Here is a 23,535-nt window from a genome sequence, read left to right as displayed (position 1 = left end):
CGGGGGAGTTCACACAGTACTGAGGATTCATATGCGTACAACCCGTTGACTCTTTGGATATCGCCTGAGATTCACCCGATGGCCTTCTTGATGTCATCCACGGTCATCCCGTAGTTGACGCGGACCACCGGCAGCGCCAGCTTGTCGGTTCCAATCGACACGTAGCCGGGCTCGATGGTGCGCGCCATCTCGAAGCCCGCGTCGGCGACCGCCTGCTTGGCCGCGTCGTTGTGGTGGCCGAACGGGTACGCGATCACCTCTTTCGCGCCGCCGAGCACGCTCGCCGAGGTCTCGAGGTCGGCGACGATCTCGTCGTGCGTCCAGTTGACGATGCGCCCCTGCCCGTCGGCTCCCGCGGAGTGCATGTCGTGGGTGTGCGAGCGCTTGAGCACGTAGGGGGTGAGTTCGGGCCCGGGCCCGTTGGAGGTGATCACGAAGGATGTCGTCATCACGCGGTATCTCTCGACGAGCGGCACGGCGAGCTCGAGCCACGTCGGGTCGGCGTCGTCGTCGGTGATGATGACCGAGTGGTCGGGCAGGAAGAGCCGGCCGTCGATGAAGGCGCTCAGCTCCGGCCACGTCGGCAGGTAGAACTGCTGGTCGGAGATGTACTTCAGGTGAGCTTCCCAGTCGCCGATGTAGGCGTAGTTGCCGCGGAGCCAGCCCGATTCGCCTTCCGGCTTCGTCGTGAACTGGTGGTACATCAGGATCGGGACGCGCGTCTCCGCGCCGTCGTTATCGGCGGTGCTCATCCATGCGGCGTGCACGGTGCGCTGCTGGGCGTCGCAGACGACGGCATCCGCGCCGTTCAGGCGGCCGGGAATCGACAGAGCCGCGGCATGCTCGGCGGTGTCGTACCAGCCGGCGAACACCATGCCCTCCCGCGAGGGGAGCGGCAGGGAGGCGTAGGGCTTCCCCTGCGTCTCGAGGACCGGGGCGATGTCGATCGCATCGCCCGTGAACGACACGGCGCACGCGTTCGGATCGTCCGCATCGGCGATGAGCTGCTCCGCCGGCGACAGCGGTTCGGGCGTCGGGGTCGCGGCGTCGGTCGTGGGGGCGGGGGTGGGCTCGGATGCCGCCGGGTCGGGCGTCGTGCTCGCGCGCTGCATCGCGTCGACGGCGAACCAGCCCCCGACCGCTGCAACGAGCAGAACCCCGGTGAGGGCTGCCCCGATGCCGATCGCCCGGCGCTTGCGCCGTCCTCCCGCGTTCGAACGTCGCGTTGCGCCCATCGTTACTCCCCCTGTGGTGCCCGGTGCGTCCGTCGAATCCTAGGGCGCTCGGCTATGCGGGTACTCGCCGGTGTTCTGGGATGCTCGGGCGAGGGCAACCCCCTTTTCCTGCCTCGGTTCGCGGGCGGAGACTGCGAAATCATGAACGCGCCACCTGCAGGAGCCGACGCCGGCCGGGTGCGCGTCGGCATCTCGGGGTGGCGGTACGCCGGGTGGCGGGGCGACTTCTATCCCACGGGACTCGCTCAGCGACGCGAGCTCGAATATGTCGGGGAGCGGATGTCGACGGCCGAGCTGAACGGGTCGTTCTATTCGCTGCAGCGCCCGTCGAGCTATCAGCGGTGGCGGAGCGAGGTGCCTGAGTCGTTCGTCTTCGCCGTCAAAGGCTCGCGCTACGTCACGCACATGCTGCGGCTGCGCGGAGTCGAGACGGCGCTGGCGAACTTCTTCGCCTCAGGGGTGCTCGCGCTCGGACGGCAGCTCGGACCTGTGCTCTGGCAGCTCCCCGAACGCGAGGAGTTCGACGCCGATGTGCTCGAGGAGTTCCTCGCCCTCCTGCCGCGGACGACGGGCGAGGCCCTCGCGCTCGCCGAGCGGCACGACGAACGCCTCGACGGACGGGCGTGGCTCGAGATCGAGGAGGACCGTCCGATCCGTCACGCCCTCGAGCCTCGGTCGGCCGGGTTCGGTTCGGACGCCGCGCTCGCGCTGCTGCGTGCGCACGACATCGCTCTCGTGGTGGCCGACACCGCCGGGCGCTTTCCCCGGTTCGAAGAGGTCACGACCGCGGGGCACGTGTACGTCCGGCTGCACGGTGCGACCGACCTGTACGCCAGCGGGTACACCGACGCCGAGCTCGACGAGTGGGCGGACCGCATCCGCGGATGGGCCGACGGCTCGGCGGCATCCGATGGCCGTCCGCGTGACGTGTGGGTGTACTTCGACAACGACGCCCGGGGGAGGGCGCCGCACGATGCCGTCGCTCTCGCCCGACGGTGCGATGCGGCGTTTAGGCTCGGCGGGTGACCGATCGGGATGGCGCGTGAGCGTGCAGCCGGCACCGTGGGTCTGCCCGACCTGCGGCGAGCCGCTGCGCTTCGAGATCCTCGACGACGAGGCGTTCCTCGTGGCGTGGTCGTGTCTGAACTGCGGACTCGTCCGCGTCACCGAGCCGGCCTGAGCCTGTCGGGCCTCCGTACCTCGGCCAAGGTGCAGAGGTATCTGCTCGACGCCGTCCGCCCCGGGCCGTAGGGTCGCTGACATGTGCGGTCGATTCGCGAACGACGCCAAGACGGACGAGCTGATCCGGGAGTACGTCGCCGAGGGCGGCGACCCCGAGGACTGGGTGAAGTCGTGGGCCGGTGCGTACTCGATCGCGCCGACCGAGGATGCGCCAATCGTCCGCGACCGGGGCGAAGGGCGGGTCCTGGAGCTCGTGCGCTGGGACTGGCAGAAGCCGGCGAATCGCCCGCGGGGCGGTCCGATCATCAACGCGCGGATGGAGAAGCTGGCCCAGGGATTCTGGGCGCCGGCATTCAGCGCGGCTCGATGCATTGTTCCGATGCGGGGCTACTTCGAGTGGACCGGTGAGAAGACCCCGAAGACCCCGCACTTCCTCCACGGCGACCGCTTGCTCTCGGCTGCCGGGCTCACCTGGTCGATGGAACTGCCGACCGGCGAGAAGACGCGTTGCTTCGTCGTCATCACCCGCGAGGCGCGGGATGCGAGCGGACAGGTGCACGACCGGATGCCGGCCTTTCTGACACCGGATACCTGGGATGCCTGGCTGAGCCCAGAGAAGCTCACCGGTGACCGCAAGGCGGAGACGCTCGCGATGCTGGAGCACACGTCCGGCCAGGTCGCCTCGACGATCCGCGAGCACGTCGTGGACAGCAAGGTCAGCAACTCGCGCACGGTCGATCCCGCCGACCCGACGCTGCTGGACCCGGTGGCCTAGCCGGTGGCGGTTGTCGTGCCGGTGGCGTGCGGGGGGCGTCGTGACGCCTGCGCTGGCGCGCCGTCCGGCGACGTCACTCGTCGGCTGTCGGCTCCTGCCGGTAGTCGTACGCGGGGTCCGACCGCTGCCACAGGATGTATCCGGCGAGTGCGGTCGCGAGCCCGACGAAGTGCAGTGCCGGGTAAACCAGTGCCGGGGCATCCGGAAGCAGGCCCGCGAAGACGATCGACGCAATGAACGCGGCGGCACTGAATGCGGCCAGCGCCACCGCCCACCGGCGCAGGCGCTGTGTGCGGGGGCTCTGCGGCTGGAGCGACGCCATCATGCCAAGACGATAGCGGCCGTCGGTGCTCGCCGGCCCGGCCGGCGCGACGCGCGGCACCAGGGCAGAGCAAAACCCCCGCCATGTAGAAGCTAGGCGAGGGTTTCTGGGACCGTTGTAATGACGGTCCGTGTGGCTCCGACGGGCGTCGATCCCGTGACCTCACGATTTTCAGTCGTGCGCTCTACCAACTGAGCTACAGAGCCGCATGGCGTCAGAGATGCCATGTCCTAGACGAAAGGCCCTCTGGAAACCAAAGGGCCCGTCGCTTTAGAGCGACCCTGACGGGACTTGAACCCGCGACCTCCGCCGTGACAGGGCGGCACGCTAACCAACTGCGCTACAGGGCCATGCTTATTAAGTTGTGGGAGTGACCCCAACGGGATTCGAACCCGTGCTACCGCCGTGAAAGGGCGGCGTCCTAGGCCGCTAAACGATGGGGCCGAGCGAACCCAGACCCGGGAGTCAAACGTTCACGCTTACCGAGGGACAAGCATATGCGATCCGACGCGGATGTGCGAATCGGGGGCGTGGCGTCCGCCGCCCGGGCGTGTCTCCGGGTCACAATGGCCGGGTTCGCACGCTCCGGACGTCGTCGTCGACGCTTCCGGTGTTGTGACGTGTGTTGCTACTGTGAACGAAGTTGCTCACGCGATATGGAGGATCACCCGCGTGCGATACGAGAGCCTCGACTCCCCCGAAGACTGCGGCTGCGCCCCGACGCCCGCAGAGAGCAAGAAGCTCTCCCAGCTGATCTCGCGCCGTGGCGCCCTCGGCCTCGGCGCCGTCGGCTTCGTCGCAGCGACGGCATTTCTCGCCCCCGGCATCCCGTCGGCCTTCGGTATCGAGGGCTATCCGTCGTGGGATGACGTGCAGCGCGCCAAGGGCAACGAGGCGGCGAAGGCCGCCGAGATCTCGCGGATCGAGAAGCTGATCTCCGACCTCGCCGCAGATGTCGCGTACAAGCAGGCCGAGGCCGCGCGCCTGGGCGAGGAGTACGCGCAGGCCCAAGCCGCGTTCGAAGACGCCAGTGCCCGCGCCACCTCGCTTCAGGAGCAGGCGGATGCGCAGTCTGCCGCCGCCCTCGAGGCCGCGCGCCGCGCCGGCAAGCTGGCCGCCCAGCTCTACCGAAACGGCGGCGACGACACGAGCCTCAAGCTCTTCTTCTCCGACTCCGCGGCCAGCGCCGACGATCTGCTCGCCCGCCTCGGCACCATGGACAAGCTGCTGCAGGCGAACCGAGGCGTGTACACGGATGCCGTCGCCGCCCGCGAGACCGCACAGAGCCTCAGTGACCAGGCCGGCGTCGCTCGCGACGAGCGCGACCGCCTCAAGGTCGAAGCCGAGCAGAAGATGATCGCCGCGCAGGAAGCTGCGACGGCGGCTCAGGCGGCCCTCGAAGAACAGACCGCGAACATGGCGACCCTCGAGGCGCAGCTCGCGGCGCTCAAGGACGAGACGGCGACGACGGTCGCCGGTTACCAGGCCGGAGTCGAAGAGCAGCGCCGTCGCGACGAGGAGCGTCGTCGCCGCGAGCGAGAAGAGGCAGCCCGTCGTGCCGCCGAGGAAGAGCGTCGTCGCCAGGAGGCCGCAGCAGCGGCAGCCGCCGCAGGCAACAGCGGTGGCGGCGGTGGCGGTGGCGGCGGCAACAGTGGCGGCGGCGGCGGCGGCGGTGGCGGCGGTGGTGGCGGCGCCGGACAGGTCCAGCCCTCCGGCTGGGTGCGCCCCGGTCCCGGCTACATCAGCTCCTGGTATGGCAATCGCGGCACCATCTGCTCTGGCGGTGTGTGCACCAGCGGGCACCGCGGCATCGACTTCGCCGGCGGATGCAGCGCCCCGATCTATGCCGCGGCATCCGGCACCGTCGTCTTCGCGGCGTACACGAACAGCTGGGGCAACTACATCAAGGTCGACCACGGCGGCGGCATCATCTCGGGCTACGCGCACATCCAGAACGGCGGCTTCAACGTCGGATACGGGCAGCGCGTCTCGGCCGGACAGGTCATCGCCTATGCCGGTAATACCGGCATTTCGCAGGGCTGCCACCTGCACTTCGAGATCTACCGCAACGGCGAGCGCATCGACCCCGCGCCGTTCCTGCGCGATCGGGGCATCTCGGTCTGAGCCTCAGCGCTCGCGAGCCCGGAACGACGAAGGAGGGGCGGATGCCGCAGCATCCGCCCCTCCTCGCGTTCGTCTGAGCGTCAGAGCGAGTTGGGCGCTTCGCCCTCACCCTGCGTCTTCGTCTGGCCCTCGTGCTCCTCGAAGCGCTCGAACGCCTCGGAGACGAGACGCTCGGCCTCAGCGGCGCCGGCCCACTCGTCGACCTTGACCCACTTGTTGGGCTCGAGGTCCTTGTAGTGCTCGAAGAAGTGGCCGATCTCGTTCTTGGTCCAGTCGTCGATGTCGCCGACATCCTGGATGTGCGCCCAGCGCGGGTCCTTCGCGAGCACGGCCACGACCTTGTCGTCGCCACCGGCCTCGTCGCTCATCTTCAGCACGGCGACGGGGCGGACCTTCGCCAGCACGCCGGGGTAGATGTCGCGGTCGAGCAGCACGAGCACGTCGAGCGGGTCGCCGTCCTCGCCGAGAGTGTTCTCGAAGAAGCCGTAGTTGCTGGGGTATCCCATCGGCGTGAACAGCACGCGGTCGAGGAAGACCCGGCCGGTGCCGTGGTCGACCTCGTACTTCACGCGGCTGCCGCGGGGGATTTCGATGACGGCGTCGTACGCGCCCATACGTGTGCTCCTTCGATAAGACGGTGGGATGCCGCCGTCCAGCCTACTTGCGCCGCCCGCCGCGCCCTATACAAGGCTCAGCCCGGGTTTCGCGCCCGCGACGGGGCCGCGCTGCGCCGCTCCAGCCTGGCGACGGCACGAGCACGGCTACCGTAGGGGCGTGCCGTCGCTCAGCCCCGCCATCGCCGAGGTCCGTCGCGCCGTGCGCGCATCGCTGTCGGCGCTGCCTGCCGGCAGCACCGTGATCGTCGCGCTCTCGGGCGGGCCCGACTCGCTGGCCCTCGCCGCCGCGACGGCCTTCGAGGCTCCGAAGCTCGGCCTGCGCGCGGCTTCGGTGACGGTCGACCACGGGCTGCAGCCCGGTTCCGACGAGGTCGCGCTCACTGCCGCGCGGGCCGCGGCAGGCCTCGGCCTCGACCCGCTGGTGGTGCGCGTCGAGGTCGGCACCGCGGGCGGCCCCGAGGCTGCGGCCCGCGACGCGCGTTACGGGGTGCTGCGGGATGCCGCGCGCGACGCGAACGCCGCCGCGGTCCTGCTCGGTCACACGCTCGACGACCAGGCCGAGACGGTGCTGCTCGGGCTCGCTCGAGGTTCCGGCGCCACGAGCCTCGCGGGCATGGCGCCCGACCGCACCGACGACGATTCCGGGGTGCGCTGGCTCCGTCCACTGCTGGCGGTGCGGCGCGAGACCACCGTCGCGGCCTGCGCGGCGGCTGGGCTCGAGCCCTGGCTCGACCCGCACAACCGTGACGATCGCTTCAGCCGGGTGAGGGTCCGCGACCGCGTCCTTCCGCTTCTCGAGGCCGAGCTCGGCCCCGGCGTGGCCGAGGCGCTCGCGCGCACCGCCGAGCATCTGCGCGAGGACGCGCAGGCCTTCGACGACATGATCGCCGAGACGATCGAAGACATCGTCGAGCCGGCCGAGGCGGGCATCGCGATCTCGGTCGCCGCGCTCGCCGCCAACCCGCCGGCGCTGCGCCACCGCATCATCCGCCACGTCGTGCAGAGCGAGTTCCACGAGAGCCTGACCCGCACCCAGACCCTCGAGGTCGCCCGGCTCGTCACCGATTACTCCGGCCAGGGGCCGATCGACCTTCCCGGATGCCGCGCCCGCCGCGTCGGCCGACTCGTCGAGTTCTCGGCGGGCGGGAGCGGCGCCTAAACTCGTCGCATGCGTGCTGCCGAGATCGCCGACCAGCTCACCGACGTCCTCGTCACGGAGGAGGAGATCCAGGCCAAGCTCGCCGAGCTCGCCGCCCGGGTCGAGGCCGACTACGAGGGCAAGGAGCTCATCCTCGTCGGCGTGCTCAAGGGTGCCGTGATGGTCATGGCCGACTTCGCCCGCGCGCTCAAGCGCGACATCACGATGGACTGGATGGCGGTGTCATCCTACGGCGCGAGCACGAAGTCGAGCGGTGTCGTCCAGATCCGGAAGGACCTCGACGCCGATCTGCACGGCAAGCACGTCCTCATCGTCGAGGACATCATCGACTCGGGCCTGACCCTCAGCTGGCTGCTCGAGAACTTCCAGTCGCGCGGTGCCGAGTCGCTCGAAGTGCTCGCGCTGCTGCGCAAGCCCGAGGCCGCGAAGGTCGAGATCGACTGCCGGTACGTCGGCTTCGACATCCCGAACGACTTCGTCGTGGGCTACGGCCTCGACTATGCGGAGAAGTACCGCAACCTGCGGGATGTCGCGATCCTCGCGCCCCACGTCTACAGCTGAACGGGCTTCGCGTGCCGGCTCCCGGTACGCCCAAAACGAACGCACAGAGCCCGCATAGTCGGCGCGGGGTAGCCTGATCGCACCATGGACGTCAAGAAAGTCACGCGCAACCCGCTGATGTACGTGTTGCTCATCGGCGCGCTGCTGCTGATCGGCTTCATGCTGATCTCCAGCCTCACCGGCGCGAAGCAGATCACGACCCAGCAGGGATTCGAGCTGCTCAAGGGCGACACCGTCACGAAGGTGCAGACCACGGACGGCGATCAGCGCGTCGATCTGACGCTCTCCGACGACTTCGAGGGCTCGAAGCAGGTGCAGTTCTACTACACCTCCGCACGTGCCGACGAGGTCGTCGCGGCCGTCGACGCGGCGAACCCGGCGGACGGGTACAACGACGTCGTGCCGCGGGCCACGTGGTTCGACGGCTTCCTCTCGCTCATGCTGCCGCTGGTGCTGCTGGGCCTGCTCTTCTGGTTCCTCATGTCGAGCGCGCAGGGCGGCGGCAGCCGCGTCATGCAGTTCGGCAAGTCGAAGGCCAAGCTCGTCACGAAGGAGACCCCGACGGTCACCTTCGGCGACGTGGCCGGCTCCGACGAGGCCATCGAGGAGATGCAGGAGATCAAGGACTTCCTGAAGGATCCGACGAAGTTCCAGGCCGTCGGCGCCCGCATCCCGAAGGGCGTTCTGCTGTACGGCCCTCCCGGCACCGGTAAGACGCTCCTTGCGCGCGCCGTCGCGGGCGAGGCCGGTGTGCCGTTCTACTCGATCTCGGGCTCGGACTTCGTCGAGATGTTCGTCGGTGTCGGCGCGAGCCGGGTGCGCGACCTCTTCAAGGAGGCGAAGGAGAACTCGCCCGCCATCATCTTCATCGACGAGATCGACGCCGTCGGCCGCCACCGCGGCGCCGGCATGGGCGGCGGTCACGACGAGCGCGAGCAGACGCTGAACCAGATGCTCGTCGAGATGGACGGGTTCGACCCGAAGGTCTCGGTGCTCGTCATCGCCGCGACGAACCGTCCCGACATCCTCGACCCGGCGCTGCTGCGTCCGGGCCGCTTCGACCGCCAGATCGGTGTCGACGCGCCCGACCTCAAGGGCCGCCAGAAGATCCTCGAGGTGCACGGACGCGGCAAGCCGCTCTCGCCCTCGGTCGACCTGGCCGTCATCGCTCGCAAGACCCCTGGCTTCACCGGCGCCGACCTCGCGAACGTGCTGAACGAGGCCGCGCTGCTGACCGCGCGCTCGAACGCGCAGCTGATCGACATGCGCGCACTCGACGAGGCGATCGACCGCGTCATCGCCGGTCCCCAGCGCCGCACGCGCGTCATGAAGGACAAGGAGAAGCTCATCACGGCGTACCACGAGGGCGGCCACGCCCTCGCCGCCGCGGCGATGAACCACTCCGACCCGGTCACGAAGGTCACGATCCTCCCGCGCGGCAAGGCGCTCGGCTACACGATGGTGCTGCCGCTCGAGGACAAGTACTCCGTCACCCGCAACGAGCTCCAGGACCAGCTCACCTACGCGATGGGCGGACGCGTCGCCGAAGAGGTCGTGTTCCACGACCCGACGACCGGTGCCTCCAACGACATCGAGAAGGCGACCGGTATCGCCCGCAAGATGGTCACCGAGTACGGGATGACGACGGAGGTCGGCCCCGTGAAGCTCGGGTCGTCGTCGGGCGAGGTGTTCATGGGTCGCGACATGGGGCACGGCCGTGACTTCTCCGAGCGCATCGCCGAGCGCGTCGACGCCGAGGTGCGGCTGCTGATCGAGCAGGCGCACAACGAGGCGTACGAGGTCATCAACGCCAACCGCGACATCCTCGACAAGCTGGCGCTCGCGCTGCTCGAGGAGGAAACCCTCGACCACCTGCAGCTCGCCGAGATCTTCAAGGACATCAAGAAGCTCCCGCCGCGCCCGCAGTGGCTCTCGAGCCAGGACCGTCCGGTTTCGAGCCTGCCCCCGATCGACGTCCCCAAGCGTCGCGAAGAGGCCGGCCTGGCGGCATCCACCGTCGCCGAGACGGATGCCGAGACCGCCGCCGAGCGCGCTCCGCACCGTCGCCCCTCGGGGCAGGCGCGACCCGCGACCGCTTAGGCTCGGGGCGTGGCCGTCGATCGCGAACGCGTCGCCGCCCTCGTGCGCGACCTGCTCGAGGCGATCGGGGAGGACCCCGACCGTCCCGGGCTGAAGCAGACCCCGCAGCGGGTCGCCGACGCGTACGCGGAGTTCTTCTCGGGAGTGGGCGCGGACGCCGCCGAACCCCTCGCGCACACGATCTCGATAGCGCGGGGCCCGGCGCCCGACACGCTGCCGTCGGGCGCGGTCATGGTGCGCGGGATCCGGTTCCGCTCGTTCTGCGAGCACCACCTCCTGCCCTTCGCGGGCCACGCTCACATCGCTTACCTGCCGGGCGAGCAGGTCGTCGGGCTCGGCGCGCTGCCCCGTGTGGTCGACACCCTGGCGGCGCGCCCGCAGGTGCAGGAACGCCTCGGTGAGCAGATCGCCGACACGATCGCGGGTGCGCTCGACGCGCGCGGCGTGCTGGTCGTCCTGGATGCTGCTCACGAGTGCGTCACGATGCGCGGCGGACGCCAGACGGATGCCTCGACCGTGACGGTCGCTGCGCGCGGCGTCTACACCGGGCCGGCCGAGCGGGCCGAGCTCATCGCCCTGATCTCGGGTGGTGCGGCATGACGGCGATCATGGGCATCCTCAACGTCACGCCCGATTCGTTCAGCGACGGTGGGCGGTACCTCGACCTCGACGTCGCGATCGGTCACGCCGAGGCCCTGCGCCGCGCCGGCGCACACATCGTCGACGTCGGCGGCGAGTCGACCCGGCCGGGGGCCGAGCGCGTCGACCCCGCCGTCGAGCGCGGGCGGGTCGTCCCGGTGATCGAGGCGCTCGCGGCGTGCGGCATCATGGTGAGCGTCGACACGATGAACGCCGGCACCGCGGCGGCCGCCGTCGCCGCGGGGGCCCGCATGGTGAACGACGTCTCGGGCGGCCTGGCCGATCCCGACATGTTCGCGGCGGTCGCGGCATCCGACGCGGAGGTCGTCATCGGGCACTGGCGCGGGCATTCGACGGACATGTACGCCACCGCCCGCTACGAGGACGTCGTCGCAGAAGTGGTCGCCGAACTCCAGGATCGCGTCAGCGCGGCGACGGCGGCCGGCATCGCTCCTTCGCGCATCGTCCTCGACCCGGGCATCGGCTTCGGCAAGCGCGGCGACCAGAACTGGACCGTGCTGCACCACCTCGAACGCATCGTCGGGCTCGGCAAGCGCGTGCTCGTCGGCACGAGCCGCAAGGGCTTCCTGCGCGAGGCCATCGGAGACCCCCGCGACGCAGAAGCCCCCGGCGCAGACATCGCCGACGCCGGCCGGTTCGACCTCGCCCGGCGCGATCTCGCGACCGCCGTCACGAGCGTGCTGGCTGCCGACGCGGGAGCGTGGGGAGTGCGCGTGCACGATGTCGCGACGACCCGCGACGCGCTGGCCGTGCGTGGGCGATGGCGGGAGGCCTCATGAGCGACCGCATCACGGTGCGCGGCATCCGGGCCGTCGGGTATCACGGCGTCTACGAGCACGAACGACGCGAGGGCCAGGAGTTCATCGCCGACGTCGAGCTCGACCTGTCGCTGGCCGACGCCGCCGCGAGCGACGACGTCGCCGACACCGTCCACTACGGAGAGCTGGCCGAGCAGGTCGCCGCGATCTTGGCGGGCGAGCCCGCGGACCTCATCGAGACGGTCGCCGACCGTATCGCCCGCGCGGCCCTCGCTTTCGATCGCGTGGATGCCGTTGCCGTGACCGTGCACAAGCCGCAGGCGCCCATCGCGGTGCCCTTCGGCGATGTCAGCGTGACCCTCACCCGACGACGGGAGAACCGATGAGCCGCCGCCTCGCCCAAGAATCGCCCGAGCCCCGCCCGGCCGACAGCGCGCCCGCGCGTCGAGCCGTCGTCGCGATCGGCGCGAACCTCGGTGACCGGGCCGACACGGTCGCGCGAGCGATCGCTGATCTCGACGGGCTGCCGCTCACCCGGGTCGCGCGGTCGGCCGACCCGATCGAGACGGTCGCGCTGACCCTCGACGGACCGGATGCCGCGGCCCCGGCCTATCTCAACACGGTCGCCCTCGTCGACACGCGGCTGGCGCCCAGCGTGCTGCTCGGTTACCTGCACGCGATCGAGGAGCGTCACGGCCGGGCCCCGCGCTCGGCCGACCAGGCCCGGTGGCAGGATCGCACGCTCGATCTCGACCTCATCGCGCACGGCGACGTCGTCTGCGAGACCCCGACGCTTGTCCTGCCGCATCCGCGTGCGCACGAGCGCGACTTCGTGCTCCGGCCGTGGCTCGCGGTCGACCCCGACGCCGTGCTCCCCGGACGCGGGCGCGTCGACGCGCTGCTGGCCGCGCTGCCCGGGAGCACGCCGTGAGACGAACGTCTCCCGCGACCCTCATCGTGTCGGCGGTGCTCGGCATCGCCGCGGGGTTCGTCATCGATCAGGTGCTCACGGGGGCGGGGCGCGCGACCTTCACCCCGTCGGTCATGCTCCCGGTGCTTTTCGTGCTGCTGGCGGTCTCGGTCATCGCCCTCGCGCTGCCGATCCGTCGGGCGACGCGGGGTCAGGCTCCGCGGGTCGACCCGTTCCGCGCCGTGCGCGTCGCGATGCTGGCGAAGGCGTCGAGCATCGTCGGAGCGCTCGTGGGCGGTATCGGCGTCGGCCTCCTGCTCTTCCTTCTCACACGGCCGGTCCCGCCGTCAGTAGGCTCGACGGGAGCGGTCGTCGCCGCGATCGTCGGAGCCGTCGTGCTCGTGGCGGCCGGTGTGATCGCAGAACAGCTCTGCACCATTCGGAAGGACGACGATGACGACCAGCCCGGACCACCCGAGCCCGACGCCACTCCCTCCCACCACTGACGCTGCGGAGTCCGGCGCGATCGACGCCACCCTCGACGCCGGCACGTACGACCGCATCCGCGAGCCCCGCGGAGCCGGGCGTCTCGCCCTCGAGCAGGGCGTCTGGCACCAGATCTCGCGCAAATACCTCACCGTGCAGCTGATCAGCAACGGGTTCATCCTGGCGATCATCGTCGCCGCGCTGCTCGTGGCGCTTCTGGTCTTCGATCTGCCCTGGCTGCTGATCCCCGGCATCATCCTCATCGTGCTGACCCTGGCGGGCATGGCGATCCTGCCGCGCCAGGTGCGCTCGATCGGATACCAGCTGCGCGAAGACGACCTGGTCTTCCGCCGCGGGATCCTGTGGCAGCGCATGGTCGCCGTGCCGTACGGCCGCATGCAGCTCGTCGACATCACGCACGGGCCGATGGACCGCGGGTTCGGCATCGCGCAGCTGAAGTTCGTCACGGCCGCGGCAGCGACGGGCGTCGTGATCCCGGGCCTCACGCAGCAGGCTGCCGAGGCGCTGCGCGACCACCTGATGTCGGTGGCTGAATCGCGGCGGACCGGGCTGTGACCGACCCCGTACCGACCCCGCCCCCGGCCGACGCGACCGTCTCCGCTCCGCCGGCCGAGCTCGTCCGCTCACCCCTGAGCGACGGTGAGTGGCACCGGCTGCATCCGCTGACGCCGCTGCTGCGCGGCGGGCTGGCGCTGCTCGTGGTGCTCGGCATCGTGGTCGCGAACATGCGCGACCGGCTCATCAGCATCTTCGTGCCGGCGTTCGCTCCCGACGCCCCCATTGACGAGTGGGAGGAGTACGAGGCCGCCGGCGACCCGATCGGGTGGGTGCTGGCGAACAACCTCCTCCAGATCGCCCTGCTCGTCACCGTCGGCGTGCTCGCGCTCATCATCGGCGCGTTCTACCTGTCGTGGCGCTTCCACACCTTCCGCATCACCGACGACGACGTCGAGGTGCGCAGCGGCATCCTCTCGCGCACGCATCGTCGCGCACCGCTCGACCGGGTGCAGGGCGTCAACCTCACCCGCCCCGCCGTCGCGCGGCTTCTGGGCGCGGCGAAGCTCGAGATCGTGGGTGCGGGTGCCGACGCGAACGTCAAGCTCGAATACCTCTCCACCGGTAATGCCGAGACGATCCGCGCCGACATCCTGAGGCTGGCCTCGGGGCAGCGTCTGGCCGAACAGCGAGCCGCCGAGGCCGCGGCCGGCGGGTCGCGCGTCGCCGTCGCCGACACCGTCGCCCGGGGCATCACCGGTCTCATCGAGGGCGACGACGCGGATGCCGCCGAGCCCGAGTCGGTCGTCCGGATTCCACCCGGGCGGCTCATCGGGTCGCAGCTCGCCAGCTGGGGCACCGTCGTGATTTTGGCGGGCGCTACCGCGCTCGCGATCGCCCTGTCGCAGGGCGTGTACTGGGTGCTCTTCGCCTACTTCCCGGCGCTGCTCGGTTTCGGCGCGTACTGGGTGCGCACGATCGTGAAGTCGTTGCGCTACTCGATCGCGCCGACGCGCGACGGCGTGCGCGTGACGTTCGGCCTGCTCACGACCGTGTCGGAGATCCTGCCTCCCGGACGCATCCATGCCGTAGAGATCACGCAGTCCATCCTCTGGCGCGGATTCGGGTGGTGGACGGTTCGGATCAACCGCATGACCGGCCGGAGCGCTTCCGACACGACGACCGATCAGTTCACCACGGTCCTTCCCGTCGGCACGCTCGCCGACGTCGAGCGGGTGCTCGGCCTCATCCTGCCATCGGTCAGCGAGGAGGAGCGCGCGGCGATCGTCCGGAACGGTGTGCTCGGCGGCTCGTCCGCCGGGGGATACGTCACGACACCGCGGCGGGCACGCATCGTGCGCCCGCTGTCGTGGCGGCGGAACGGCCTCGCGATCGAGGGTGACCTGCTGATGCTGCGGCGCGGGCTGATCTGGCGCATGCTCGCGGTGCTGCCGCTCGCCCGGCTGCAGTCCGTCGCGCTGCACCAGGGGCCGGTGTCGCGCGCGCTGCGCGTCGCGACGCTGCGCGCTCATACCGTCTCGGGCCCGGTGCTCACCGCGGTCGCGGGCATCGACCGCGACGACGTGATCGCAGCGTTCGAGCGGGTGGCCCACGTAGCCGTCTCGGCCGCGGCATCCGACCGCTCGCACCGCTGGGCCGAGGTGGCGGATGTCGCTGAGTCGGTGCCTCCCGTGCCGGCGGCGCCCGTTCCCGTGCCGAGCCCGAACGCGGGCCCGAGCCCGGTGCCGCCCCCGCCGAGCGTGACCGAGCTCCCGCCGGGCGCCGTGCCGCCCCCGCCGTATGTGCCTCCCGCGGGGGAGACCTCGCCGGAGAGCGAACGATGACCGCGAGCTCGCGCCTGGGCGTCGGCATCATCGGCGCAGGCCGGGTCGGACCCGTCATCGGCGCGGCGCTCGCGGGCGCCGGCCACGCGCTGACCGGCGTCACCGCGGGATCCGATCGGGAACGGGTCGACGCGGTCATCCCGGGGGTGCCGGTGCTCGACGCCGACGAGGTCGTGCGTCGCAGCGAACTGGTCGTGATCGCGGTGCCGCACGACGAGCTCGGCCCGCTGGTCAGCGGTCTCGCCGAGCTCGGCGCCTGGCAGGTCGGGCAGCTCGTGCTGCACACCGACCCCGGGCACGGGCTCGATGTGCTGGCGCCGGCCGCCGCACGAGGAGCCATCCCGCTCGCCGTGCACCCGGCGATCGCGTTCACCGGGTCGACCCTCGACCTCCGCCAGCTCACGGGCGCCTACGCCGCGGTGACCGCGCCGGCCGCCGTCCTGCCGATCGGGCAGGCGCTCGCCGTCGAGCTGGGCTGCGAGCCCGTCGTCGTCGCCGACGCCGACCGTCCGGCCTACGGCGAGGCGATCGCGACCGCGACGCAGTTCGCCGCCTCGATCGTGCAGCAGTCGGCCGCGTTGCTCGAGGACGCCGGAGTGCCGGCCCCGGGTCGCTTCCTCTCGACCCTTGTGCACTCGACCGTCGAGCGGGCGCTGACCGAGGCGGGCCGCGGCGCGACCCCCGACGACGAACTGCTGTGAGCGACGTCGAGCTGGCCCGCATCCCGGCCGGAGAGCTGCCCGTCGCGGGCGCGGGCCAGGGCCCGCGGGTCGAGTCCTTCGAGATCGGGGTGTATCCCGTCACCGAGGAGCAACTCGGCGAGGTGCTCGGGGTGACCGCCGCGCACCCGCGGCGTCCGGCGGTGCAGCTGTCGTGGCTGAGAGCCGTGCGGTTCTGCAACGCGCTGTCGGAATGGGAGGGGCTCGACCCCGCCTACGCGGTCGACGGCGACGAGGTGCGTTGGTACGACGACTCCGACGGGTATCGGCTGCCGACCGAGCGCGAGTGGGAGTACGCCTGCCGTGCGGGCTCGCGTGCCGCGCACTACGGCCCGCTCGCCGAGATCGCCTGGACCGCCGCTGACAACCTCTCGTCGCCGCAGAACGTGGGCGGGCGGCATCCGAACCTCTTCGGCCTCTTCGACATGCTCGGCAACGTCTCGGAGTGGTGCTGGGATCTCTTCGCCCCCGACGCCGGGTCGCGCGACCGGGTGTTCCGGGGCGGCGGGTTCGCCGATGCCGCGACGTCCGTGCGGGCGGGAACGCGCCGCGGGGCGCGCCCCGACAGCGCTCACGACGACATCGGCCTGCGCGTCGCCCGCGGCGCCGTCGCTTAGCGGCCCGGCTCGGGGTCGTCGGGTGGCCGGTAGGTGCACACTCGTCGGATCGGCGGTGCTGGAGTAGTGCCGCGACGCCGCCGAGGCGACACTAGCACCAGCGGTCCGACGGCTGTATCGTCAAGCGCCCGCGGCACGCTCGGTAGACTGGCACGTCGAATCCCGAGGAGTTCTTCTGCCATGAGCGACGCGCCCGTGCCCCCCGTCGACGACGCCGACGACGTCATCGAACAGAAGGCCGTGCGCCTCGCCAAGCGCGAGCGGCTGCTGAGCGAGCGAGAGGATGCCGCGGGCGGCGCCTATCCCGTCGCCGTGGCCGTCTCCGACACCATCCCGGCGCTGCGCGAGCGCTACGCCGACCTCGAGGCCGGTGCCGAGACCGGCGTGACCGCCTCGGTCGCGGGGCGCGTCGTGTTCAGCCGCAACACCGGCAAGCTCTGCTTCGCGTCGCTGCAGTCTGGTGACGGCAGCCGCATCCAGGCCATGGTCTCGCTCGCCGAGGTCGGCGACGAGTCGCTGCAGGCGTGGAAGGAGCTCGTCGATCTGGGCGACCACGTCTCGGTCACGGGCCAGGTCATCTCCAGCCGCCGCGGTGAGCTGTCGATCATGGTGTCCGCCTGGCAGATCGCGTCGAAGGCGCTGCTGCCGCTGCCGAACCTCCACTCCGAGCTGAGCGAGGAGAGCCGCGTGCGCTCGCGCTTCCTCGACCTCATCGTGCGCGATACCGCACGCGAGACGGTCGTCGCCCGCGCCAAGGTCAACGCTTCGCTCCGTCGCACGTTCGACGAGCACGGCTTCCTCGAGGTCGAGACCCCGATGCTGCAGGTGCAGCACGGTGGTGCCGCCGCGCGCCCGTTCATCACGCACTCGAACGCCTTCGACACCGAGCTGTTCCTGCGCATCGCGCCCGAGCTGTTCCTCAAGCGCGCCGTCGTGGGCGGGATCGACCGCGTGTTCGAGATCAACCGGAACTTCCGCAACGAGGGTGCCGACTCGACCCACAGCCCCGAGTTCGCGATGCTCGAGGCCTACCAGGCGTACAGCGACTACAACGGCATCGCCGATCTGACGCAGGAGCTCATCCAGAACGCGGCGATCGCCGTCGCGGGATCGACGACCGTCACGTGGGCCGACGGCACCGAGTTCGATCTCGGCGGCGACTGGGACCGCATCTCGATGTACGACTCGCTCTCGGCCGCCGCGGGACGCGACATCACGCCCGCCACCTCGCTCGAGGAGCTCCAGGCCCTCGCCGCGGAGGTGGGTGTCGTCGTACCCGAGAAGGTCGCGACGCACGGCAAGCTCGTCGAAGAGCTCTGGGAGCACTTCGTCAAGGGCGGGCTCGAGCGCCCCACCTTCGTCATGGACTTCCCGGTCGACACGTCGCCGCTCGTCCGCGAGCACCGCTCGATCGCGGGCGTCGTGGAGAAGTGGGACCTCTACGTCCGCGGCTTCGAGCTGGCGACCGGCTACTCCGAGCTCGTCGACCCCGTCATCCAGCGCGAGCGTTTCGTCGAGCAGGCCAAGCTCGGCGCGCGCGGCGACGACGAGGCGATGCGCGTCGACGAGGAGTTCCTGCGCGCCCTCGAGCACGGCATGCCGCCCACCGGTGGCATGGGCATGGGCATCGACCGCCTGCTGATGGCGATCACGGGCCTCGGTATCCGCGAGACGATCCTCTTCCCGCTCGTCAAGTAACCGGCGGTTCCTGCGAGGGCCAGGGAGCCGTCCGGGTTTCCACATCCTGCCCCGGCCGGGCTCTGCACCACTCGGCCCGGCGCCAGCCTGGTCTGCATGACCACGACTGTTCGCGCCGCGGATGCCGCGCACTTCCTCTCTCTCGTTCCTCATCTGCTCGGCTTCGCTCCGAGCCGCAGCCTCGTCGTGGTGCCCTTCGCGGGGTCACGGAGCCTCGGGGCGATGCGCGTCGACCTGCCGACCGGCGCGCTCGGTGACCTCGACAGCGCCGCCGCGACCATCGTGGGAATGGTGTGTCGCATTCCGGATGCCGATGCCCTGACGGCGATCGCGTACGCTCCGGAGTCCGCGGCTGACGGGCTGCCGGCGTTTGCCGTCCTGGCGGCGGTCAGCCGGGCGGCCGACGTCTGCGGCGTGCGGGTCGTCGATCTGCTCAGCGTCGCCGAGGACGGCTGGGGGTCGCATCTCGACGCGTCGTGCCCGGCGGGCGGGAGGCCGCTCAGCGAGATCGAACGGGCCGCCGCGCGCGACGACGATCCGGGCCCGGGGCCGGCGATCGATCGCGATCACACGTCGGGCGCCGAGCTGCCGCGGCGCAGCGCCGCAGAGCGCCGCGTGGTGGGCGGCGCGCTCCGCTCGCTCGAGACGGCCCTCGCGGTGCTGTGCGGCATCCCGCGGGTGGGCGGCGGCCGGCGGCGAACGCGAGGCACGGGGGCAGAGGGTGGGAGCGGCGTCGACCCCGCCGCGCTCGAGGCGGCTTGCGAACTCGACGACCCGCCGCGACTGTTCGAACGGGTCCTCGACGGCGATCCCGCCGAGCTCGAGCCCTTCGTCGTGGCGCTGCTGGTGTGGTGCCTCTCGCGTCCCTCGCTGCGCGACGTGGCCCTCGTGCAGTGGGCGACCGATGCCGGCCGCGGCGACGATGCCCTCGATGCGCAGCGGCGGTGGGAGGAGGGCGAGGAGTATCCCGAGCGGCTCGGCCGGATCATGTGGGGCGACGGCGACCGGCCCGATCCCGAGCGCCTGCTCGCCGCGCTCGCAGTCGTGCGCGAGGTCGCCGCGCTGGCTCCGCGCCGATTGCGGCCCGGACCGCTCGCGCTGTGCGCGTGGCTCGCCTGGGCGCTGGGGCGATCGTCGCATGCCGCGTCGTACGCCGAGCGCGCCCTCGAGATCGATCCCGATCACGGGCTCGCCGAGATCCTGCTGTCGTTCGCGCAGATCGGTCACCTGCCCGACTGGGCCTTTCATCAGCGGGGACCCGTACGATAGGGGCATGGACGAATACGTGAGCGCGGTCATCTGGTCGCTGCTGCCGACCCTCGTGGTCTCGGTGCTCTTCGTCTTCGTCCTCCGCGGCATCCTGCGCATGGATCGCACCGAGCGCCGGGCGTACGCGAAGATCGAGGCGGAAGAGCGTGCGGCCCGTGGGCTCGCCGCTCCGGCGCCCGACAGCTCGACCCCCTGAACCCGTGGGATGAGCGGTCGCGCCCGATACGCTGATTCCGAGGAGATCGGAGGGGCGGCGTGACGATCGAGTTCACCGCGTTCGAGTTCCCCGGTTGGTGGCTCGTCCTGGTGTTCATCGCCGACCTCATCATCCGCATCACCGCGGTGATCGTCGTCCCGCGCAACCGGCGGCCCACGGCGGCCATGGCCTGGCTGCTCGCGATCTACTTCATCCCATTCGTCGGTGTGCTGCTGTTCCTCCTGATCGGCAACCCGCGCCTGCCGCGGAAGCGGCGCCGGATGCAGCGCGAGATCAACCAGTACATCCGCGAGACCAGCGAGGGGCTCGACTTCGGCACCCTCCGACCCGACGCCCCCGCGTGGTTCACCTCGGTCGTCACGCTCAACCGCAATCTGGGCGCGATGCCGCTCGCGGGCGACAACGGCGCGGAGATCATCTCCGACTACGAGGAGAGCATCCGCCGGATGGCGGAAGAGGTGCGCACGGCCGAGCGATACGTGCACGTCGAGTTCTACATCCTCCAGTCCGACGAGACGACCGACGTCTTCTTCGCAGCGCTCGAGGAGGTCGCAGCCCGCGGCGTGACTGTGCGCGTACTCCTGGACTACTGGGCCAACCGAGGCAAGCCGAACTATCGCGCCACGGTCAAGCGCCTCACGGCCATGGGCGCGGACTGGCACCACATGCTCCCGGTGCAGCCGCTGCGGGGGAAGTACCAGCGCCCCGATCTCCGCAACCACCGCAAGCTCATCGTCGTGGACGGCCGCGTGGCGTTCACCGGGTCGCAGAACATGACCGACTCGACCTACAACCTGAAGAAGAACATCAAGCGCGGCCTGCACTGGGTCGACCTGATGGTGCGGGTGCAGGGTCCCGTGGTCGCCAGCATCGACGCGGTGTTCCTCTCCGACTGGTACAGCGAGACCGGCTCGGCGCCATCGGAGGACGTGGGTCTGTTCGAGCTCGAGAGCGGGCCGGGCGACCTGGACTGCCAGATCGTCCCGTCCGGACCCGGGTTCGAGTTCCAGAACAACCTCAAGCTGTTCACCGCGCTCCTCTTCGCCGCTCAGAAGCGCGTGATCATCGTGAGCCCGTACTTCGTGCCCGACGAGGGGCTGCTGTTGGCGGTGCAGACAGCCTGCCAACGTGGCCTGCAGGTCGAGCTCTTCGTCTCGGAAGAGGGCGATCAGGCGATGGTCTACCACGCCCAGCGCAGCTACTACGAGGCGCTGCTGCGCGCGGGCGTGAAGATCTGGATGTACCGCAAGCCCTACATCCTGCACACGAAGAGCCTGACGATCGACGACGATGTCGCCATCATCGGCTCGAGCAACATGGACATGCGATCGTTCGGTCTGAACCTCGAGATCTCGATGCTCGTGCGCGGTGAGGAGTTCATCGCCCAGCTGCGCCAGGTCGAAGACCAGTACCGGTCGCTCTCGCGTGAGCTCACGCTCGAGGAGTGGATGAAGCAGCCGCTCAGGTCGACGGTGCTCGACAACCTCGCTCGCTTGACCTCCGCCCTGCAGTGATCGGGTTCTGAGACGATGCGCGGTGACGCGACACTCTCGGGATGACGGAAGGATGAGACCATGACGACGACACGCACGACCGCGGCATCCGCACTGCTGCTCCTCTCGGCGCTCGCGCTCGCCGGCTGCGCCACGACCCCCGGCGCGGCCGCGCCCGGAAACACGGGTTCCAGCGGATCGGATGCCGGCTCCGCGGCGCCGTCGCAGGACGCCGACGTCGAGGCGGCGTGGCTCGACGGCGGGCGTGCTGTCGGCCTCGTGACCTACGGCAGCTCCTCGTGTCAGCCCGTCGTCGGCGAGGTGACAGCCTCGGGGCAGACGGTCACGGTCGAGCTGAGCGATCCCGAAGGGATGGCCTGCACGCGCGACTATGCGCCGCGCGCGTCGTACGTCGGGCTGCCGACGGGCGTCGACCCCACGCAGGACGTCGACATCGTCGTGTCCGGCGGTTACACCGGCGACGCCGACCTCGACGGGGTCGCCGGTCTCGAGGGTCCGACGGGCGAGGTGAACGACGAGATGCTGCCGAGCGCCGGCTGGTTCGACGACGCGGAACTCGTGCTGCTCACCTGGGGCTCGTCGAGCTGCCCGCCCGTGTTCGAGACCGTCGCCCTCGACGGCGACGCGGTGCGCGCCACCGAGGCGACGCCCGCCGCCGACCAGGTCTGCACGATGGACTACGCGCCCCGGCTGAGCGTGGTCGCGGTCGAGGGCGTCTCGGACGACGCTCGCCCGGGCGAGATCGTGCTGGTGTCGCCCGCGGGCGACGAGCAGCGGATCTCCATCATCGGCTGACGCCGGCCCCTGCGGCCGTCAGCGCCCGCGTGCCGGTCAGGCCATCGTGTCGAGGATGCCGGTGAGGTCGTCGTACGTCGTCCGCGGGTTGAGGATCGCGAAGCGGGCGTTCGTCCGACCGGCGTGACTGCTCGGGGTGACGAACGCGTGCTGACGCTCGAGCAGATCCGAGGACCAGCGCGCATAATCGGACCGCTCCCACCCGACGCGCTCGAAGACGACGACGCCGAGCTGCGGGCGGCGCACCAGCGTCAGCTCCGGGCGGCGTTCGATCTCGGCGGCGATGCGCTCGGCGAGCTCGATCGACCGGGTGATGGCGTCGCGGTACACGTCGGTGCCGTAGGTCGCGAGCGAGAACCACAGCGGAAGGCCGCGCGGCCGGCGCGTGAGGTGCACGGCGTAGTCCGACGGGCTCCAGTCGGAGGTCTCGGTCAGCGTGTCGAGGTACTCGGCGTGCTGCGTGTGCGCCTGCCGTCCAAGCTCCGGGTCGCGGTAGATCAGGGCGCACGCGTCGAACGGCGCGAACAGCCACTTGTGCGGGTCGACGATGACCGAGTCGGCGTTCTCGACACCGGCGAAGCGGTGGCGCGCAACCGGGGAGAGCATCGCCGCGAGACCGTACGCCCCGTCGACGTGCAGCCAGACGCCGTGCTCGCGCGTGACCGCCGACACCGAGGCGATGTCGTCGACGATGCCGAAGTTGGTCGACCCGGCGGTCGCGACGACGGCGAAGACGCTCTCGCCGTGCTCCGCGAGCGCAGCCCGCACCGCGTCGCCGCGCAGCACGCCGTCATCCGCGACGGGCACCGCCACGACCTCGACATCCATGACCCGAGCGGCCGACGCGATCGACGAATGGGCCTCCGCGCTGCACACCACGCGCCAGCGGTCGGGACGGATGCCGCGCGCGCGAGCGGTCTCGCGAGCGGCAACGAGCGCCGAAAGGTTGCCAAGCGTGCCGCCCTGCACGAAGACACCACCGGCGCTCGCGGGCAGCCCGAACTCGTCGGCGAGCCAGCGAAGCACCTCGTTCTCGGCGTGCACCGCTCCGGCGCCCTCGAGCCACGACCCGCCGTAGAGCGCGCTCGCCGAGACGACGAGATCGAACGCGGCGGCGGCCTTCGACGGCGCGCTCGGGATGAAGGAGAGGTAGCGGGGGTCGTCGGTCGAGATGCACGACGGGGCGAGGATGTGCTCGAAGACGCCGATGGCCTTGCGGGCGCCGATGCCGTCCGCGTCGATGGTGCGCCCGGCCAGGCGGCGCAGTTCGGTCGGCGGCAGAGGCTTGTCGAGCGGCGTGTCTTCGGCGAGGAGCCGGCCGCGCGAGTACTCGAGCACGAGATCGACGATCGCGCGCGTCTCATCGGTGACGTCGTGCATGCGGGCGGGGAAGCGCTCGGTCATGGGTCCTCCTTGCGTCGAGGGTAGTTCGGGCGGGGCAGGGGCTGGGCCCGAGG

The 23,535-nt window shown here is 70.7% G+C and carries 25 protein-coding genes and 3 tRNA genes; 21 read left to right on the top strand and 7 right to left on the bottom strand.

The window, feature by feature from the left end; translation table 11 throughout:
* Window positions 1-71: 71 nt before the first annotated feature.
* Window positions 72-1,235, bottom strand: a complete 1,164-nt coding sequence (locus ABIC53_RS11275) for a polysaccharide deacetylase family protein (RefSeq protein WP_354451502.1) — start codon at window positions 1,233-1,235, stop codon at window positions 72-74.
* 141 nt (window positions 1,236-1,376) lie between these two features.
* Here ABIC53_RS11275 and ABIC53_RS11270 point away from each other — a divergent pair, with 141 nt between their 5' ends.
* The 3 genes from ABIC53_RS11270 (at window position 1,377) to ABIC53_RS11260 (ending at window position 3,192) form a co-directional block, all read left to right on the top strand.
* Entirely contained in the window at window positions 1,377-2,261 is an 885-nt protein-coding gene (locus ABIC53_RS11270; protein ID WP_274178188.1) for a DUF72 domain-containing protein, read from the top strand.
* Window positions 2,262-2,277: 16 nt separating this feature from the next.
* A complete protein-coding gene (locus ABIC53_RS11265; protein ID WP_282501909.1) occupies window positions 2,278-2,415 on the top strand; it encodes a hypothetical protein in 138 nt (45 codons plus the stop codon).
* Between the two features lie 81 nt (window positions 2,416-2,496).
* Window positions 2,497-3,192, top strand: a complete 696-nt coding sequence (locus ABIC53_RS11260) for an SOS response-associated peptidase (RefSeq protein WP_282501910.1) — start codon at window positions 2,497-2,499, stop codon at window positions 3,190-3,192.
* Between the two features lie 73 nt (window positions 3,193-3,265).
* On the opposite strand, the gene ABIC53_RS11255 is transcribed toward ABIC53_RS11260, so the two are convergent.
* The 4 genes from ABIC53_RS11255 to ABIC53_RS11240 form a co-directional block, all read right to left on the bottom strand.
* The gene (locus ABIC53_RS11255; protein WP_282501911.1) at window positions 3,266-3,517 is read right to left on the bottom strand and encodes a hypothetical protein; all 252 of its coding nucleotides are present in this window, start codon (window positions 3,515-3,517) and stop codon (window positions 3,266-3,268) included.
* A 130-nt stretch (window positions 3,518-3,647) separates the two neighbouring features.
* Window positions 3,648-3,720: transfer RNA gene (locus ABIC53_RS11250), tRNA-Phe, on the bottom strand.
* A 70-nt stretch (window positions 3,721-3,790) separates the two neighbouring features.
* A tRNA-Asp gene (locus ABIC53_RS11245) sits at window positions 3,791-3,864 on the bottom strand.
* 21 nt (window positions 3,865-3,885) lie between these two features.
* Window positions 3,886-3,958, bottom strand: a tRNA-Glu gene (locus ABIC53_RS11240).
* Window positions 3,959-4,186: 228 nt separating this feature from the next.
* On the opposite strand from ABIC53_RS11240, the gene ABIC53_RS11235 reads away from it, so the two are divergent.
* Window positions 4,187-5,638 (top strand): M23 family metallopeptidase, encoded by a 1,452-nt coding sequence (locus ABIC53_RS11235; RefSeq protein WP_274178191.1) that lies wholly within the window; start codon window positions 4,187-4,189, stop codon window positions 5,636-5,638.
* An 80-nt stretch (window positions 5,639-5,718) separates the two neighbouring features.
* Here the strand turns inward: ABIC53_RS11235 and ABIC53_RS11230 are convergent, their stop codons facing one another.
* Complete coding sequence (locus ABIC53_RS11230; RefSeq protein WP_120263697.1) at window positions 5,719-6,252, bottom strand: inorganic diphosphatase; 534 nt, start codon at window positions 6,250-6,252, stop codon at window positions 5,719-5,721.
* A gap of 160 nt (window positions 6,253-6,412) precedes the next feature.
* Between ABIC53_RS11230 and tilS the strand changes: the two genes are divergently transcribed.
* The 17 genes from tilS to ABIC53_RS11145 all read left to right on the top strand — a co-directional run bounded on the left by tilS (window position 6,413) and on the right by ABIC53_RS11145 (window position 22,078).
* Window positions 6,413-7,414, top strand: coding sequence for a tRNA lysidine(34) synthetase TilS (gene tilS, locus ABIC53_RS11225; RefSeq protein WP_282501912.1), 1,002 nt, complete (start codon window positions 6,413-6,415; stop codon window positions 7,412-7,414).
* Window positions 7,415-7,423: 9 nt separating this feature from the next.
* Window positions 7,424-7,975 (top strand): hypoxanthine phosphoribosyltransferase, encoded by a 552-nt coding sequence (gene hpt / locus ABIC53_RS11220; RefSeq protein WP_023952935.1) that lies wholly within the window; start codon window positions 7,424-7,426, stop codon window positions 7,973-7,975.
* A gap of 84 nt (window positions 7,976-8,059) precedes the next feature.
* Window positions 8,060-10,075 (top strand): ATP-dependent zinc metalloprotease FtsH, encoded by a 2,016-nt coding sequence (gene ftsH, locus ABIC53_RS11215; RefSeq protein WP_282501913.1) that lies wholly within the window; start codon window positions 8,060-8,062, stop codon window positions 10,073-10,075.
* Between the two features lie 9 nt (window positions 10,076-10,084).
* Window positions 10,085-10,675: a GTP cyclohydrolase I gene (gene folE / locus ABIC53_RS11210; RefSeq protein WP_282501914.1), complete on the top strand. Its 591-nt coding sequence runs from the start codon at window positions 10,085-10,087 to the stop codon at window positions 10,673-10,675.
* A complete protein-coding gene (gene folP, locus ABIC53_RS11205) occupies window positions 10,672-11,514 on the top strand; it encodes a dihydropteroate synthase (protein WP_282501915.1) in 843 nt (280 codons plus the stop codon). Before folE ends, folP begins: the two co-directional genes overlap by 4 nt.
* A complete protein-coding gene (folB, locus tag ABIC53_RS11200; RefSeq protein ID WP_114589233.1) occupies window positions 11,511-11,879 on the top strand; it encodes a dihydroneopterin aldolase in 369 nt (122 codons plus the stop codon). Before folP ends, folB begins: the two co-directional genes overlap by 4 nt.
* Window positions 11,876-12,424 carry a 2-amino-4-hydroxy-6-hydroxymethyldihydropteridine diphosphokinase gene (gene folK, locus ABIC53_RS11195; RefSeq protein WP_282501916.1) on the top strand — a complete coding sequence of 183 codons (549 nt, stop codon included), beginning with the start codon at window positions 11,876-11,878 and terminating at the stop codon, window positions 12,422-12,424. The genes folB and folK overlap by 4 nt, the downstream gene beginning before the upstream one ends.
* Window positions 12,421-12,909 (top strand): DUF3180 domain-containing protein, encoded by a 489-nt coding sequence (locus ABIC53_RS11190; RefSeq protein ID WP_112615975.1) that lies wholly within the window; start codon window positions 12,421-12,423, stop codon window positions 12,907-12,909. The genes folK and ABIC53_RS11190 overlap by 4 nt, the downstream gene beginning before the upstream one ends.
* Window positions 12,857-13,465 (top strand): PH domain-containing protein, encoded by a 609-nt coding sequence (locus tag ABIC53_RS11185; protein WP_274178197.1) that lies wholly within the window; start codon window positions 12,857-12,859, stop codon window positions 13,463-13,465. The genes ABIC53_RS11190 and ABIC53_RS11185 overlap by 53 nt, the downstream gene beginning before the upstream one ends.
* A complete protein-coding gene (locus ABIC53_RS11180) occupies window positions 13,462-15,249 on the top strand; it encodes a PH domain-containing protein (protein WP_282501917.1) in 1,788 nt (595 codons plus the stop codon). The genes ABIC53_RS11185 and ABIC53_RS11180 overlap by 4 nt, the downstream gene beginning before the upstream one ends.
* On the top strand, window positions 15,246-15,950 hold the full coding sequence (locus ABIC53_RS11175; protein ID WP_282501918.1) for a DUF2520 domain-containing protein: 705 nt from the start codon (window positions 15,246-15,248) through the stop codon (window positions 15,948-15,950). The genes ABIC53_RS11180 and ABIC53_RS11175 overlap by 4 nt, the downstream gene beginning before the upstream one ends.
* Window positions 15,947-16,585: a formylglycine-generating enzyme family protein gene (locus ABIC53_RS11170; RefSeq protein ID WP_282501919.1), complete on the top strand. Its 639-nt coding sequence runs from the start codon at window positions 15,947-15,949 to the stop codon at window positions 16,583-16,585. The genes ABIC53_RS11175 and ABIC53_RS11170 overlap by 4 nt, the downstream gene beginning before the upstream one ends.
* A gap of 180 nt (window positions 16,586-16,765) precedes the next feature.
* Window positions 16,766-18,283 carry a lysine--tRNA ligase gene (gene lysS / locus ABIC53_RS11165; RefSeq protein ID WP_282501920.1) on the top strand — a complete coding sequence of 506 codons (1,518 nt, stop codon included), beginning with the start codon at window positions 16,766-16,768 and terminating at the stop codon, window positions 18,281-18,283.
* Between the two features lie 96 nt (window positions 18,284-18,379).
* Entirely contained in the window at window positions 18,380-19,552 is a 1,173-nt protein-coding gene (locus tag ABIC53_RS11160) for a DUF4192 family protein (RefSeq protein WP_354451496.1), read from the top strand.
* 4 nt (window positions 19,553-19,556) lie between these two features.
* Window positions 19,557-19,748, top strand: a complete 192-nt coding sequence (locus tag ABIC53_RS11155; protein ID WP_112615987.1) for a hypothetical protein — start codon at window positions 19,557-19,559, stop codon at window positions 19,746-19,748.
* A gap of 65 nt (window positions 19,749-19,813) precedes the next feature.
* The gene (gene cls, locus ABIC53_RS11150) at window positions 19,814-21,283 is read left to right on the top strand and encodes a cardiolipin synthase (protein ID WP_258524646.1); all 1,470 of its coding nucleotides are present in this window, start codon (window positions 19,814-19,816) and stop codon (window positions 21,281-21,283) included.
* A 60-nt stretch (window positions 21,284-21,343) separates the two neighbouring features.
* A complete protein-coding gene (locus tag ABIC53_RS11145) occupies window positions 21,344-22,078 on the top strand; it encodes a hypothetical protein (RefSeq protein ID WP_354451494.1) in 735 nt (244 codons plus the stop codon).
* 36 nt (window positions 22,079-22,114) lie between these two features.
* On the opposite strand, the gene ABIC53_RS11140 is transcribed toward ABIC53_RS11145, so the two are convergent.
* Window positions 22,115-23,482, bottom strand: coding sequence for a pyridoxal phosphate-dependent decarboxylase family protein (locus ABIC53_RS11140; RefSeq protein ID WP_274178203.1), 1,368 nt, complete (start codon window positions 23,480-23,482; stop codon window positions 22,115-22,117).
* Between the last annotated feature and the right edge of the window lie 53 nt (window positions 23,483-23,535).

This window comes from Microbacterium sp. 1262, assembly GCF_040544895.1.
Lineage (GTDB): Bacteria > Actinomycetota > Actinomycetes > Actinomycetales > Microbacteriaceae > Microbacterium > Microbacterium plantarum.
This window is presented reverse-complemented; position numbering and strand designations above follow the sequence as displayed.